Below are 13,880 nucleotides of genomic sequence, written 5' to 3'. Positions count from 1 at the left end.
GCTTAGTGGGCAACAGCCTTGATAGTCGCTCGCTCTTGGTCAACCAGCTTGTCGGCCAGTTGCAGCGCTTGCTCGGCGCCGCCGGCAGAGCCCACGTCAAAGCGATACTTGCCGTTGACGATCATGGTTGGAACGCCGGAGATTTCATATTTCTTGGCCAGTTCTTTGGCTTTGTTGATTTGGCCTTTAATGGCGAAGGAATCGAAGGTCGCCAGGAACTTGTCCTTATCTACGCCTTGAGTCGCCAGGAAGTCGGCCATTTCGTTTTTATCGGTCAGCTTTTTGTGTTCTTTCTGAATCGCGTTGAACACCGCAGCGTGAACCTTGCTCTCGACGCCCATGGCTTCCAGGGTCAGGAACATCTGGCCGTGTGCATCCCACGGGCCGCCGAACATTGCAGGAATACGCACGAAATTCACGTCGGACGGCAGCTTCTCGACCCAGGGATTGATCACTGGCTCGAACGCGTAGCAATGCGGGCAGCCGTACCAGAACAGCTCCACCACTTCGATCTTGCCAGGCACTGCAACCGGAACCGGATTGCTCAGTTCGACATAAGGGGCGGCGGGGGCTTCGGCGGCTTGGGCAGTCATGCCGAACAGGCTGGCAGCGACGAGTGCGGCGCTGATGATCAGATTACGCATGCTTTACTCCTGGACAATTTGGGTCGCCTCGCGCGACCTGTTTTCAGACAGGTCATGGCGGGCTTGAGTTCTGTAGTGTAACGGCAGCAGGCACAAAAAAGGGCGGCCTGAGCCACCCTTTTTATACTTGCTGCGACGGATTAATAGAGCGTTAACGTTGCAGGAGATGTACATCCCGCGCGGCGCCCGCTTCGCCGTCTTAGTGCAGGCCTTGAATGTAGCTGGACACCGCTGCGATGTCTTCGTCGCTCAGCTTTTTGGCAATGGTCTGCATGGTTTTGGTGTCGCCGTCGTTGTTGCGACCGCCTTCTTCCTTGCGGAAATCGGTCAGTTGCTTGGCGACGTATTGAGCGTGCTGGCCACCCAGGTGCGGGAAACCGGCGGCGGCATTGCCCGCGCCATTTGGCGAGTGGCAACCGGTGCAGGATGGAAGGCCCTTGGCCAGGTCGCCACCACGGAACAGTGCTTCACCGCGAGCCACGACTTTCGGGTCGGCGGCGCCAACGCTGCCTTTCTGACTGGCGAAGTAGGCGGAGATATCAGCCAGGTCCTGATCGCTCAGGTTGGTCAGCAGGCCAGTCATTTCCAGAACGGTGCGCTTGCCCGACTTGATGTCGTGCAATTGCTTGGTCAGGTAGCGTTCACCTTGCCCCGCCAGTTTTGGAAAGTTTGGCGCCATGCTGTTGCCATCCGGGCCGTGGCAGGCGCCACATACGGCGGCTTTGGCCTGACCGGCTTTTGCATCACCCGGTTGTACTGCCTCACCTGCAGCATGGGCCATGCCGGAGATGCCCACGGTCAACAGCAGACTCACGATCAATTTGTTCATCAGCTAATCCAACTACGGCTAAGGGTTAAAGAGTTATGGACCGGGATCACTCGCTCATCCACTGGATGATGACTTGGTAATCCTCGGCACTGCAGTCCATGCACAAACCACGCGGCGGCATCGCCTTGAAACCCTGGGTCACGTGTTGCACCAGCGTCTCCATACCTTTCGCCAACCTCGGCGTCCAAGCTTCCTGATCGCCCTTTTTGGGCGCCATGGGTAGTTGGCCGGAATGACAGGCACCACAAACACGGTTGTACACAGCTTCCGGATCCTGTGTAGCCTGAGCGCTGTAAAGCGGTATCAAGACACCGGCAGCTAGCAGCCATTTCGTCATAAAACGACCTTTTCAGGGTTGAGAGCGTTCTGCGTTCTAATGCGCAATCAAGGTCAATCGCTCTCGTGAACTTCATCCTACGCTGGGACAAAGCGCACACAAAATCTGCGGCATTATATACTGGCGTCACTGAAACGGAAACGACACCGCTTGCCGCGTCCATTCCCGGCGCCGCCCACATCGGAAATCCCATGCAACTCAAGAACCCCATCCTCGGCCTGTGCCAACAGTCCACCTTCATGCTCAGCGCTGCCAAAGTCGACCAATGTCCCGACGACGAAGGCTTCGAAGTGGCCTTCGCCGGGCGTTCCAACGCCGGTAAATCCAGCGCTTTGAACACCCTGACGCATGCCAGCCTGGCGCGGACCTCGAAAACCCCGGGTCGCACGCAACTCTTGAACTTCTTCAAGCTAGACGATGATCGGCGTCTGGTCGACCTGCCGGGGTACGGTTACGCGAAAGTACCTATCCCGTTGAAGCTGCACTGGCAGCGTCACCTGGAAGCTTATCTGGGTGGTCGCGAGAGTTTGAAAGGTCTGATTCTGATGATGGACATCCGTCATCCAATGACCGACTTCGACCTGTTGATGCTCGATTGGGCCGTGGCCAGCGGCATGCCGATGCACATTCTGCTGACCAAAGCGGACAAATTGACCTACGGCGCAGCGAAGAACGTCCTGCTCAAGGTGCAGTCGGATATCCGCAAAGGCTGGGGCGATGCGATCACCATTCAGCTGTTCTCGGCGCCAAAACGCCTCGGTCTGGAAGAGGCCTACACAGTACTGGCAGGCTGGATGGAGCTGGCGGACAAGGGCGCTGAACCCGTCGAGCAATAAATCGCAGGCAAAAAAAACCCCGGACTTCTTATGGGGAGGGGGAAGTTCCGGGGTTCAAGTTCCGGACCGCTAGGGCGGGGTCCAGATTATCTGCCAACACTTAACACAACATAGGAGCATCGAAGGGCTTCACCAGCCATTCAGTAACTCTGAGTGGCGCTTCACAGGTTTAGTTCCGGTGTTTCCAAAACCATTTGAAATAAGCTGGCTCGCTATCAGAAATAAGCCCCTTCATCGCGACACTATGCCGCAGCGAAATACCCTGTAGGAGCGAGCCTGCTCGCGATGGTCGTTAACGATAACGCGTTCATCCTGAATGAACGCGTTGCTTGTCAGCTCATCGCGAGCAGGCTCGCTCCTACAGTAGATCAGTGAGCCTCATCCCAGTTGTTTCCCACGCCCACCTCGACCAGAAGCGGTACATCCAGCTTCGCAGCGTCGCTCATGTGCACGCGAATTTCCTCACGAACCTGGTCGACCAGGTCTTCACGCACCTCAAGCACCAATTCATCGTGCACCTGCAGGATGACTTTGGCGTCGAGGCCTGACGACGTCAGCCAGTTATCCACAGCCACCATGGCTTTCTTGATGATGTCTGCCGCAGTGCCTTGCATCGGTGCGTTGATCGCGGTGCGTTCGGCGCCTTTGCGCAGGGCCGGGTTTTTCGCGTTGATTTCCGGCAGGTACAGACGACGACCGAAGATGGTCTCGACAAAACCTTGCTCGGCCGCCTGGGCGCGGGTGCGCTCCATGTATTCCAGGACGCCTGGGTAGCGGGCGAAATAACGGTCGATGTACGCCTGGGACTGTTTGCGGTCCACGCCGATTTGCTTGGCCAGGCCAAACGCGCTCATGCCGTAGATCAAACCGAAGTTGATGGCTTTGGCGCTACGACGCTGATCGGTAGTGACCTCTGCCAACTCGACGCCGAACACTTCGGCGGCCGTGGCTTTGTGCACGTCCAGGTCATTGCGGAAGGCGTGCAGCAAACCTTCGTCCTTGGCCAGGTGAGCCATGATGCGCAGTTCGATTTGCGAGTAGTCGGCGGCCAGCAGCTTGTAGCCTTTAGGCGCCACGAACGCCTGACGGATCCGCCGACCTTCGGCGGTGCGGATCGGAATGTTCTGCAGGTTCGGATCGCTGGACGACAAGCGGCCGGTCGCCGCGACGGCCTGATGATAAGACGTGTGAATCCGCCCGGTGCGCGGGTTGATTTGCTCCGGCAGGCGGTCGGTGTAGGTGCTTTTCAGTTTGCTCATCGAGCGGTACTGCATCAGCACTTTGGGCAGCGGGTAATCCTGCTCGGCCAGTTCCGCCAGCACCGCTTCGGCAGTGGACGCCTGCCCCTTGGCGGTTTTGCTGAGGATCGGCAAGCCGAGTTTTTCGTACAGGATCACGCCCAATTGCTTCGGCGAACCGAGGTTGAATTCCTCGCCGGCGATGGCAAATGCCTCACGCTCCAGTGCGACCATCTTCTCGCCCAGCTCCACGCTCTGGATGCCCAGCAGGTTGGCGTCGACCAGCGCGCCCTGACGCTCGATCCGTGCGAGCACCGGCACCAGCGGCATTTCGATGTCGCTCAGGACTTTGCTCAGGCTCGGAATCGCGTTGAGCTTTTCCTGCAGGGTTTGATGCAGGCGCAGCGTTACGTCGGCGTCTTCGGCGGCGTACGGTCCGGCCAGTTCCAGGGAGATCTGGTCAAAGGTCAGCTGCTTGGCGCCTTTGCCGGCGATGTCCTGGAAGCTGGTGGTGGTGTGATTCAGGTACTTGAGCGCCAGGCTGTCCATGTCGTGGCGGGTCGCGGTCGAGTCCAGTACGTAGGATTCGAGCATGGTGTCGAAGGCGATGCCTTGCACGGTGATGCCGCAGCTCTGATCGCCACCGATGGCGCAGTTGGCCAGGATGTTCATGTCGAACTTGGCGTGCTGGCCGACCTTGAGTTTTTTCGGGTCTTCCAGGATCGGTTTCAGCGCGCGCAGCACGGTGTCGCGATCCAGCTGATCCGGTACGCCCATGTAGGAATGGGTCAGTGGAATGTAGGCCGCTTCGTTGGCCTGTACGGCGAACGACAGGCCGACCAGTTGCGCCTGCTGCGCATCGATGCCGGTGGTTTCGGTATCGAAGGCGATCAGCTTGGCGTCGTTGAGCTTCTTCAGCCACAGGTCGAAATCGGCCTGGGTGAGGATCGTGGTGTATTTGAGTTCGCTCTCGACGGCGGCTTCCTCAGCCACCGGCGCGGTGACTTCCTGACCGGAGCGCTTGGCGTCGCGCTGGTTTTCTTCAAACCAGCTTTTGAACTCGAGCAGGGTGTAGAGCTCGGCGAGCTTGTCGTGATCCGGCTTGCCCATTTGCAGGTCATCAAGGCCGATGTCCAGCGGCACGTCGATCTTGATCGTCGCCAACTGATAGGAGAGGAAGGCCATCTCCTTGTGCTCTTCGAGCTTGGCCGGCAGGGTTTTCGCACCGCGAATCGGCAGGGTCGGGACGATGTCGAGCTGTGCATACAGCTCGGTCAGGCCGCCGTTTACGCCTACGAGCAGGCCGGAAGCCGTCTTCGGACCAATGCCCGGAACGCCCGGAATGTTGTCGGAAGAATCGCCCATCAGTGCCAGATAATCGATGATCTGCTCGGGAGCGACGCCGAATTTCTCCTTCACGCCCTCCACGTCCATGCTGCTACCGGTCATGGTGTTGACCAAGGTAATGTGGCCGTCGACCAGTTGCGCCATGTCCTTGTCGCCGGTGGAGATGATCACCGGTCGGTCGGCCGCCGCGCTGCTGCGGGCCAGGGTGCCGATCACGTCATCGGCCTCGACGCCTTCGACGCACAGCAGCGGGAAGCCCAGCGCGATCACGCTTTGGTGCAGCGGCTCGATCTGTACGCGCATGTCGTCGGGCATGCTCGGGCGATTGGCCTTGTATTCGGCGTACATGTCATCGCGAAACGTCCCACCCTTGGCGTCGAACACCACGGCGAACGGACTGTCCGGGTACTGCTTGCGCAGACTCTTGAGCATGTTCAGCACGCCTTTGACCGCTCCGGTCGGCAGCCCCTTGGAAGTGGTCAGCGGCGGCAGGGCGTGAAAGGCGCGGTATAGGTAAGAAGAACCGTCCACCAGGACGAGGGGGGCTTGGCTCATGAGCAGGATCAACCTTTTCGGCGGGTCCGGCGCTAGAATAGCGGGACCGTTGACGACAAAGGGACAAGGTTATCATGCGCACACTAAATCGCCTGTTGCTGGCTGGCTTGTTTGCAATTGCACCATTGGCCGTGATGGCGGCGGATGACGCACCTTCGCCAGACCCGGATGTCACGATCCGCACGGAAGGGGATAAAACCATTCAGGAATATCGGCAAAATGGTTTTCTGTATGCCATCAAGGTCACGCCGAAAGGTGGCAAACCTTATTTCCTGGTGCGCGCGGATGGCTCGGAAGGTAACTTCATTCGCTCGGACTACCCGGATATGCTGATTCCGGCGTGGGAAATATTTAAGTGGTAAGTCGTCCTTAATTTTAATCGGTGCCGCCATTTGCGGCGCCCGTACTGGCAGTTAAAACATGTCTGTGTTCACCCCGCTGGCTCGGCCTGAGCTGGAAACCTTTCTCGCCCCTTACGGGCTCGGCCGCCTGCTTGATTTTCAGGGGATTGCTGCCGGTAGCGAAAACACCAACTTCTTTATCAGCCTGGAGCAGGGCGAATTTGTCCTGACCCTGGTCGAGCGCGGTCCGGTTCAGGAGATGCCGTTCTTCATCGAGCTGCTGGACGTGCTGCATGAAGCCGACCTGCCGGTGCCTTACGCCTTGCGCACCACCGATGGTGTCGCCCTGCGCGAGCTGGCCGGCAAGCCTGCGCTGCTGCAACCGCGTCTGGCGGGCAAGCACATCAAGGAAGCCAACGCGCAACATTGCGCTCAGGTGGGCGAGTTGCTCGGCCATCTGCACCTGGCGACCCAGGCCAACATGATCAAGCGCAAAACCGATCGCGGCCTGGACTGGATGCTGGAAGAGGGCACGCAACTGCTGTCGCACCTGAATGCCGAGCAGAGTGATCTGCTGCAACGGGCGCTGGATGAAATCACGCAGCAAAAAGAGAAAATTCTGGCGTTGCCACGGGCCAACATCCACGCGGATCTGTTCCGCGATAACGCGATGTTCGAAGGCACGCACCTGACCGGGTTGATCGACTTCTACAACGCGTGCTCGGGGCCGATGCTCTACGACGTAGCGATTGCCTTGAATGACTGGTGTTCGGATGACGACGGTCTGATTGACGGACCGCGGGCGCGGGCGTTGCTGGGGGCGTATGCAGCGTTGCGGCCATTCACTGCTGCCGAGGCGGAGTTGTGGCCGACCATGCTGCGCGTGGCGTGTGTGCGGTTCTGGCTGTCACGGTTGATTGCCGCGGAGTCTTTCGCCGGGCAGGACGTGTTGATTCACGACCCGATGGAGTTTCAGTTGCGGTTGGCGCAGCGGCAGAAGGTCAATACACCGCTACCTTTCGCCCTCTAAAAGCTTCGCGGGCAAGCCTCGCTCCTACAAGTTGGCGTCGTACACAAAATTGTAGGAGCGAGCGGTGCGGCGATCCGACTTGCCCGCGAATGGGGCGCCGCAATTCTGGAATTACAACGACTCCAGACACCCCGCCAAATCATTCCCCAACTTCTCCAGCACCTGCTCATACCCCTGAGCAGTCGCCGGCGTGTACCCACCCAAAGCATCCAGCTCCGCCAGTTTCACCGGCAAACCCGCCACCAGTGTTTCCGCCAGTCGCGGCCGCAACGGCGGCTCGCTGAACACACAAGTCTTGCCCACTTCCTGCAACCGCGTGCGCATTGCCGACACGTGCTGGGCACCCGGCTGGACTTCGGCGGCGACGCTGAATACGCCCGCGTGCTTCAGGCCGTAAGCCTCTTCGAAGTAGTCGAACGCTTCATGGAACACAAAGTACGGTTTGCCCGCGATGCCCGCCAGTCGTGCCTTCAAGCGCAGGTCCAGCGCGTCGAGACGTTCATCGAACGCCTTCAGATTGCTCTGATAGCGCGCTGCGTTGGCCGGATCGGCAGCGCTCAAATCAGCGGCCATTTTCGTCGCGATCACGCGAGCGTTGATCGGCGATAACCACAAATGCGCATCCAGGCTGCCCGGACGGTGATCGTGATCATGCTCGTCGGCTTCTTCAGCGTGGGAGTGACTGTCTTCGGCGAAACGACGCAATTTCAACCCCGGCAGATCCTGCACGGCAACGCTCGGCAGCGTACGACCGTTCAGCACGCGAGGCAGGAAACCTTCCATGTCCGGTCCGATCCAGTAAACCAGGTCCACCGATTGCACCTTCCGTACGTCGGACGGGCGCAACGCATAGTTATGCGGCGAAGCCCCCGGTGGCAGCAGCACTTCCGGAATCGCCACACCGTCCTGCACCGCAGCGGCAATCAGCTGCAGCGGCTTGATGCTGGTGAGGACTTTGACTTCGGCCTGGGCAGAACTGATCAACAGAAAACTGGCGACAAATGCGACAAAGATAGAAAAAAGTCGGGACACGATGACCACTCAAAGAGGCGAGAACGGGTAACATAATAACGTCTCTCACAAAACTCGTCGCCGCTCATGCCTAAAACACCGATTGCCAGCCGTCCCCACGACCACTCTCATTGCGTGCATAGCGCACTGTCTGAGGCCGATGCCCTGTGCGCTCGGCAAGGCCTGCGCCTGACTGCCTTGCGTCGGCGGGTGCTGGAACTGGTGTGGCAAAGCCATAAGCCGCTGGGTGCCTACGACATTCTTGCGGTACTCAGCGAGCAGGACGGCCGCCGCGCTGCGCCGCCGACCGTGTACCGCGCGCTGGATTTCCTGCTGGAAAACGGCCTCGTGCACCGCATCTCCTCGCTGAACGCCTTCGTCGGCTGCAATCACCCGGAACACGCGCACCAGGGCCAGTTCCTGATCTGCCGCGAATGCCATGCCGCCATCGAGCTTGAACAAAAATCTATCAGCGACGCGATTATCACCAGCGCCAAGGATGTCGGGTTCGTTGTCGAAGGTCAGACGGTCGAAGTGGTCGGCCTCTGCTCGGGTTGCCAGGGGGCTTGATGAGCAACGCGTTGATCCGCCTCGAGCAGGTTGCCGTCACATTTGCCGGGCAAAGCGTGCTGGATAACATTGAACTGAGCGTCGAGCCGGGGCAGATCGTCACCCTGATCGGCCCCAATGGCGCCGGCAAGACCACCCTTGTGCGGGCGGTGCTCGGCCTGTTGAAGCCGGACAGCGGCAGCGTGTGGCGCAAGCCGAAACTGCGCGTTGGCTACATGCCGCAAAAACTTCACGTCGATCCGACGCTGCCGCTGTCGGTGCTGCGCTTTCTGCGTCTGGTGCCCGGCGTGGACCGTGCTCGTGCCTTGGCGGCCCTCAAGGAGGTCGGCGCCGAACAGGTGATCGACAGCCCGGTGCAAAGTGTTTCCGGCGGTGAAATGCAGCGCGTGCTGCTGGCTCGGGCGCTATTGCGCGAGCCGGAACTGCTGGTGCTTGATGAGCCGGTGCAAGGCGTCGACGTAGCGGGGCAGGCCGAACTCTATAGCCTGATCACCCGTCTGCGTGATCGTCACGGCTGCGGCGTGTTGATGGTTTCCCACGATTTGCATCTGGTCATGAGCACCACCGATCAAGTGGTCTGCCTCAACCGTCACGTCTGCTGTTCCGGCCATCCCGAGCAAGTCAGCGGCGATCCCGCTTTCGTCGAGCTGTTCGGAAAGAACGCACAAAGCCTGGCGATTTATCACCACCATCACGACCACGCCCATGATCTGCATGGTTCGGTCGTCAGCGCGGCCCCGTCGGCCCAACCTCACGTTCACGGAGATAGCTGCAAGCATGGCTGATTTTCTGCTCTACGCCCTGCTTGCAGGTCTGGCTCTGGCGCTGGTGGCGGGCCCGTTGGGTTCGTTCGTGGTCTGGCGGCGCATGGCCTATTTCGGCGACACCCTGTCCCACGCCGCCTTGCTCGGCGTGGCGTTGGGCTTCCTGCTGGATGTCAGTCCGACGGTGGCGGTCACCGTCGGCTGTTTGCTGTTGGCCGTGTTGCTGGTGACTTTGCAACAGCGTCAGCCGCTGGCGTCCGACACGCTTTTGGGAATTCTCGCACCGAGCACGCTCTCTTTGGGCCTTGTCGTACTAAGCTTCATGCACGAAGTGCGGATCGACCTGATGGCCTATCTGTTCGGCGACTTGCTGGCGATCAGCCCGACCGATCTGGCCTGGATTCTCGGTGGCAGCGCCGCTGTCATGGCCTTGCTGGTGACATTGTGGCGGCCATTGCTGGCGATCACGGTGCATGAAGAGCTGGCGAGGGTGGAAGGTCTGCCCGTGCCGGCGCTGCGCCTGACCCTGATGTTGCTGATCGCCGTGGTGATCGCGGTGGCGATGAAAATCGTCGGTGTGTTGCTGATTACGTCGCTGTTGATCATCCCTGCGGCTGCGGCACAACGTCACGCCAAGTCGCCGGAACAGATGGCGCTGGGCGCGAGCCTACTGGGCATGCTCGCCGTGTGTGGCGGGTTGGCGTTGTCCTGGTTCAAGGACACCCCGGCGGGCCCATCGATTGTTGTGACGGCCGCCGCACTGTTTCTGCTGAGTTTTGTCCTGCCCCGTCGAGGGGTGTAGACTTGCTCGTTTTTTGCGCAAATAGAGAGTCGCAGGAATGAAGCCGTTCGCCTCCCGTTATCTGCTCCTTGTCGCATTTTCGCTGCTACTGGGTGCATGCCAAAGCACGCCACCGGCGGCCACCGAGGCCACTGATGCGCGGGCCACGGCCATCGCACAGCTCGAGCAAAGCCTCGCCAGCAGCGAACTGGCCACTGCCGAAGATCAATTGGCTGCCTTGCAGGCTGAGTCGCCAAACGACCCGTCCCTTGTGCAATACCAACGGCAACTCGCCGAGGCCTATCTGCAACGCAGCCAGATCGTGCTGCAAAAAGGCGATGTGAATGCTGCGGCAACCGCACTGAGCCGTGCGCGGGCGTTGATGCCCAAGGCGCCGGCGCTGACCGGTGGGGTCAACAACGCCATCGTCAACGCACGCAAGGCAGAGCTCGACAAAGCTGAAGCGGCGCTGTTGGCTGCCGAGGCTAAACCTCAGGCAAAAGTGATTGATCCGACCGCTGAAAGCACCACCGTCGCGTTGAACCTCACCGATATGAGCAAACTTCGCCGGCAACTGGATGCGATCGCGGCCGATGTGGTGAATTACCAATGTGACGTGAGCATTCAGGCGCCACGCACGCAGGACTACCCGTGGCTGGCGACGTTATTGACCAAGCGGGTAAAGAAGCTGGATTCGGGGTTTGACCTGAATCTGGAGAAGCAGATCCTGCGCAATGTTCCGGCGCAGATGGTCTTGAGTCCGCGTAAACCTTAAAAAGCATCGCGAGCAGGCTCGCTCCCACAGAGTTGCTGTCCCTGTGGGAGCGAGACCGGCTTGCCGGCGAAGGCGTCCGTCACGCGTTCGTTATTGCCAAATGAAAGGTTGAATGCGGAATAAATGCTAATAACCTCTATACGGACAGGCTAAAATGCGCGCCCGGCTAACCGCTGATCCTTATTCAACGCGCCCCACAAGGTTCGCTACGTGATCGAGTTTCAAAACGTCCACAAAACCTACCGCGTCGCCGGTAAGGATATTCCCGCCCTGCACCCGACCAGTCTGTCGATTGAGAACGGTCAGGTTTTCGGCCTGATCGGTCATTCCGGTGCGGGAAAAAGTACCCTGCTGCGTCTGATCAATCGCCTGGAGAACTCCAGTGGCGGCAAGATCATCGTCGACGGCGAAGAAGTCACCGCGCTCGACGCCAGCGGCTTGCGGCGCTTCCGTCAGCAGGTCGGGATGATTTTCCAGCACTTCAACTTGCTGGCTTCCAAGACCGTGGCCGACAACGTCGCACTGCCGCTGACCCTCGCCGGTGAACTGTCGCGTGGCGAGATCGACCAGCGTGTCGCCGAGTTGCTGGCGCGGGTAGGTTTGTCCGACCACGCCAAAAAGTACCCGGCGCAGTTGTCGGGCGGCCAGAAGCAGCGTGTCGGCATTGCCCGCGCACTGGCGACCAAACCGAAAATCCTGCTGTGCGATGAAGCCACCAGTGCACTGGACCCGCAGACCACGGCGTCGGTCCTGCAACTGCTGGCCGAGATCAACCGCGAACTGAAACTGACCATTGTCCTGATCACCCACGAGATGGACGTGATCCGTCGCGTGTGCGACCAGGTGGCCGTGATGGACGCTGGCGTGATCGTCGAGCAAGGTTCGGTCGCTGAGGTGTTCCTGCACCCGAAACACCCGACCACTAAACGCTTCGTGCAAGAAGACGAGCAGATCGACGAAAGCGAACAGCGCGACGACTTTGCTCACGTGCCGGGCCGAATCGTGCGTCTGACCTTCCAGGGCGAAGCGACCTACGCGCCATTGCTGGGAACCGTCGCGCGGGAAACGGGCGTGGACTACAGCATTCTGGCCGGTCGTATCGACCGCATCAAAGACATCCCCTATGGGCAACTGACCCTGGCGGTCACCGGCGGCGACATGGAGGCGGCGTTTGCCCGCTTCACCGCGGCTGACGTTCATATGGAGGTGCTTCGTTAATGGAAGCTCTGACAACGTTTTTCGCCAACATCGATTGGTTCGAAATCTGGCTGGCCACCGGCGACACCCTGCTGATGCTCGGCGGTTCGCTGCTGTTCACCGTTTTGCTGGGCCTGCCGCTGGGCGTGCTGTTGTTTCTCTGCAGCCCGCGTCAGTTGCTGGAAGCCAAAGGCGTATACGCGATGTTGTCGCTGGTGGTGAACATCCTGCGTTCATTGCCCTTCATCATTTTGCTGATTGTGATGATCCCGTTCACCGTGTTGATCACCGGCACTTCGCTGGGTGTCGCCGGTGCGATTCCGCCGCTGGTGGTCGGTGCCACGCCGTTCTTCGCGCGTCTGGTGGAAACCGCCTTGCGTGAAGTGGATCGCGGCATCATCGAAGCGACCCAGGCCATGGGCGCGACGACACGTCAGATCATCACCAACGCCTTGCTGCCGGAAGCCCGCCCGGGCATCTTCGCGGCGATTACGGTGACAGCTATTACACTGGTGTCCTACACGGCGATGGCCGGTGTGGTGGGCGCCGGTGGTCTGGGTGACTTGGCGATCCGTTTCGGATACCAGCGTTTCCAGACTGACGTGATGGTCGTCACGGTGGTGTTGCTGCTGGTGTTGGTTCAAGTGCTGCAAACGGTTGGCGACAAGTTGGTCGTACACTTCTCGCGCAAATAATTTATGAGCAGGCCCTTCGCTGGCGGGCGCCGCAAACAGGCGCCGCAAGCGGATATTCACAAGGAGTTAGCTGAATGAAAAAACTACTCGTCGCGTTCGCTGCCGTTGCAGCCTTTTCTGCCCACGCCGACACCCTGACCGTTGCGGCCACCCCGGTCCCGCACGCAGAAATCCTCGAATTCGTGAAACCGGCCCTGGCCAAAGAAGGCGTGGACCTGAAGGTCAAAGTCTTCACCGATTACATTCAGCCGAACGTGCAAGTGGCGGAAAAGCGTCTGGACGCCAACTTCTTCCAGCACCAGCCATACCTCGATGAGTTCAACAAGGCCAAGGGCACTAATCTGGTTTCCGTAGCCGGTGTGCACCTGGAACCGCTGGGTGCTTATTCCAGCAAGTACAAGGCACTGACCGAGCTGCCGGGCGGCGCCACCGTGGTGATCCCGAACGATGCCACCAACGGCGGCCGCGCTTTGCTGCTGCTGGCCAAGGCTGGCCTGATCAAGTTGAAGGATTCGAATAACATCCTGTCGACCGTCAAGGACATCACCGAGAACGCCAAGGACCTGAAATTCCGCGAACTGGAAGCCGCGACCATCCCGCGCGTGCTGACCCAGGTCGACCTGGCGCTGATCAACACCAACTACGCGCTGGAAGCCAAGCTCGATCCGGCCAAGGATGCTCTGGTCATTGAAGGCAGCGACTCGCCGTACGTGAACATCCTCGTTGCCCGCCCGGACGACAAGGACAGCGAAGACATGAAGAAACTGGTTGCCGCGCTGCACAGCCCGGAAGTGAAAGCCTTCATTCTCGAGAAGTACAAAGGCGCTGTGGTGCCGGCGTTCTGATCTGACGCTGTAACGAAAAATGGGGCGCATTCAATGCGCCCCATTTTTTTTGCCCGAAACACACGCCCCCTGTAGGAGCCAGGCT

At 59.7% G+C, this 13,880-nt stretch carries 15 protein-coding genes; 10 read left to right on the top strand and 5 right to left on the bottom strand.

Annotation, left to right across the window (positions count from 1 at the left end):
- Positions 1-2: 2 nt before the first annotated feature.
- From dsbA to ACM6IO_RS07040, 3 genes are all read right to left on the bottom strand, one after another.
- Entirely contained in the window at positions 3-644 is a 642-nt protein-coding gene (gene dsbA / locus ACM6IO_RS07050; RefSeq protein ID WP_008044707.1) for a thiol:disulfide interchange protein DsbA, read from the bottom strand.
- A gap of 199 nt (positions 645-843) precedes the next feature.
- Entirely contained in the window at positions 844-1,473 is a 630-nt protein-coding gene (locus ACM6IO_RS07045; RefSeq protein ID WP_008044706.1) for a c-type cytochrome, read from the bottom strand.
- A gap of 46 nt (positions 1,474-1,519) precedes the next feature.
- Complete coding sequence (locus tag ACM6IO_RS07040) at positions 1,520-1,810, bottom strand: c-type cytochrome (protein ID WP_008027657.1); 291 nt, start codon at positions 1,808-1,810, stop codon at positions 1,520-1,522.
- Between the two features lie 191 nt (positions 1,811-2,001).
- Here ACM6IO_RS07040 and yihA point away from each other — a divergent pair, with 191 nt between their 5' ends.
- The gene (gene yihA / locus ACM6IO_RS07035) at positions 2,002-2,646 is read left to right on the top strand and encodes a ribosome biogenesis GTP-binding protein YihA/YsxC (protein ID WP_008044703.1); all 645 of its coding nucleotides are present in this window, start codon (positions 2,002-2,004) and stop codon (positions 2,644-2,646) included.
- A 368-nt stretch (positions 2,647-3,014) separates the two neighbouring features.
- Here yihA and polA read toward each other — a convergent pair whose 3' ends face one another.
- On the bottom strand, positions 3,015-5,786 hold the full coding sequence (gene polA / locus ACM6IO_RS07030; RefSeq protein WP_223553902.1) for a DNA polymerase I: 2,772 nt from the start codon (positions 5,784-5,786) through the stop codon (positions 3,015-3,017).
- 74 nt (positions 5,787-5,860) lie between these two features.
- Between polA and ACM6IO_RS07025 the strand changes: the two genes are divergently transcribed.
- Positions 5,861-6,148 (top strand): DUF2782 domain-containing protein, encoded by a 288-nt coding sequence (locus tag ACM6IO_RS07025; RefSeq protein WP_008027663.1) that lies wholly within the window; start codon positions 5,861-5,863, stop codon positions 6,146-6,148.
- A 58-nt stretch (positions 6,149-6,206) separates the two neighbouring features.
- A complete protein-coding gene (locus ACM6IO_RS07020; protein ID WP_192228118.1) occupies positions 6,207-7,157 on the top strand; it encodes a homoserine kinase in 951 nt (316 codons plus the stop codon).
- Positions 7,158-7,268: 111 nt separating this feature from the next.
- Here ACM6IO_RS07020 and ACM6IO_RS07015 read toward each other — a convergent pair whose 3' ends face one another.
- Positions 7,269-8,189, bottom strand: a complete 921-nt coding sequence (locus ACM6IO_RS07015; protein ID WP_008044699.1) for a zinc ABC transporter substrate-binding protein ZnuA — start codon at positions 8,187-8,189, stop codon at positions 7,269-7,271.
- Between the two features lie 66 nt (positions 8,190-8,255).
- Here ACM6IO_RS07015 and zur point away from each other — a divergent pair, with 66 nt between their 5' ends.
- The 7 genes from zur (at position 8,256) to ACM6IO_RS06980 (ending at position 13,795) form a co-directional block, all read left to right on the top strand.
- Positions 8,256-8,738, top strand: a complete 483-nt coding sequence (gene zur / locus ACM6IO_RS07010; RefSeq protein WP_008027669.1) for a zinc uptake transcriptional repressor Zur — start codon at positions 8,256-8,258, stop codon at positions 8,736-8,738.
- Positions 8,738-9,523: a zinc ABC transporter ATP-binding protein ZnuC gene (gene znuC, locus ACM6IO_RS07005; protein ID WP_008027671.1), complete on the top strand. Its 786-nt coding sequence runs from the start codon at positions 8,738-8,740 to the stop codon at positions 9,521-9,523. Before zur ends, znuC begins: the two co-directional genes overlap by 1 nt.
- Positions 9,516-10,304, top strand: a complete 789-nt coding sequence (gene znuB / locus ACM6IO_RS07000) for a zinc ABC transporter permease subunit ZnuB (RefSeq protein ID WP_008027673.1) — start codon at positions 9,516-9,518, stop codon at positions 10,302-10,304. The genes znuC and znuB overlap by 8 nt, the downstream gene beginning before the upstream one ends.
- Before the next feature lie 37 nt (positions 10,305-10,341).
- Positions 10,342-11,058, top strand: coding sequence for a PA5502 family lipoprotein (locus ACM6IO_RS06995; RefSeq protein ID WP_008027675.1), 717 nt, complete (start codon positions 10,342-10,344; stop codon positions 11,056-11,058).
- Between the two features lie 210 nt (positions 11,059-11,268).
- Complete coding sequence (locus ACM6IO_RS06990; RefSeq protein WP_008027677.1) at positions 11,269-12,276, top strand: methionine ABC transporter ATP-binding protein; 1,008 nt, start codon at positions 11,269-11,271, stop codon at positions 12,274-12,276.
- A complete protein-coding gene (locus ACM6IO_RS06985; protein WP_008027679.1) occupies positions 12,276-12,950 on the top strand; it encodes a methionine ABC transporter permease in 675 nt (224 codons plus the stop codon). The genes ACM6IO_RS06990 and ACM6IO_RS06985 overlap by 1 nt, the downstream gene beginning before the upstream one ends.
- Before the next feature lie 74 nt (positions 12,951-13,024).
- On the top strand, positions 13,025-13,795 hold the full coding sequence (locus tag ACM6IO_RS06980) for a MetQ/NlpA family ABC transporter substrate-binding protein (protein ID WP_008027681.1): 771 nt from the start codon (positions 13,025-13,027) through the stop codon (positions 13,793-13,795).
- Positions 13,796-13,880: the final 85 nt, after the last annotated feature.

The sequence above is a fragment of the Pseudomonas sp. IT-P44 genome, assembly GCF_949768225.1.
Taxonomy (GTDB): domain Bacteria; phylum Pseudomonadota; class Gammaproteobacteria; order Pseudomonadales; family Pseudomonadaceae; genus Aquipseudomonas; species Aquipseudomonas migulae.
This window is presented reverse-complemented; position numbering and strand designations above follow the sequence as displayed.

Coding starts and splice junctions, on each gene's coding strand:
- zur (WP_008027669.1), top strand. CDS start 8,256: ATGCCTAAAACACCGATTGCCAGCCGTCCCCACGACCACTCTCATTGC.
- ACM6IO_RS06995 (WP_008027675.1), top strand. CDS start 10,342: ATGAAGCCGTTCGCCTCCCGTTATCTGCTCCTTGTCGCATTTTCGCTG.
- ACM6IO_RS06980 (WP_008027681.1), top strand. CDS start 13,025: ATGAAAAAACTACTCGTCGCGTTCGCTGCCGTTGCAGCCTTTTCTGCC.
- dsbA (WP_008044707.1), bottom strand. CDS start 644: ATGCGTAATCTGATCATCAGCGCCGCACTCGTCGCTGCCAGCCTGTTC.
- ACM6IO_RS06985 (WP_008027679.1), top strand. CDS start 12,276: ATGGAAGCTCTGACAACGTTTTTCGCCAACATCGATTGGTTCGAAATC.
- ACM6IO_RS07020 (WP_192228118.1), top strand. CDS start 6,207: ATGTCTGTGTTCACCCCGCTGGCTCGGCCTGAGCTGGAAACCTTTCTC.
- znuC (WP_008027671.1), top strand. CDS start 8,738: ATGAGCAACGCGTTGATCCGCCTCGAGCAGGTTGCCGTCACATTTGCC.
- znuB (WP_008027673.1), top strand. CDS start 9,516: ATGGCTGATTTTCTGCTCTACGCCCTGCTTGCAGGTCTGGCTCTGGCG.
- ACM6IO_RS07040 (WP_008027657.1), bottom strand. CDS start 1,810: ATGACGAAATGGCTGCTAGCTGCCGGTGTCTTGATACCGCTTTACAGC.
- yihA (WP_008044703.1), top strand. CDS start 2,002: ATGCAACTCAAGAACCCCATCCTCGGCCTGTGCCAACAGTCCACCTTC.
- ACM6IO_RS07025 (WP_008027663.1), top strand. CDS start 5,861: ATGCGCACACTAAATCGCCTGTTGCTGGCTGGCTTGTTTGCAATTGCA.
- ACM6IO_RS07045 (WP_008044706.1), bottom strand. CDS start 1,473: ATGAACAAATTGATCGTGAGTCTGCTGTTGACCGTGGGCATCTCCGGC.
- polA (WP_223553902.1), bottom strand. CDS start 5,786: ATGAGCCAAGCCCCCCTCGTCCTGGTGGACGGTTCTTCTTACCTATAC.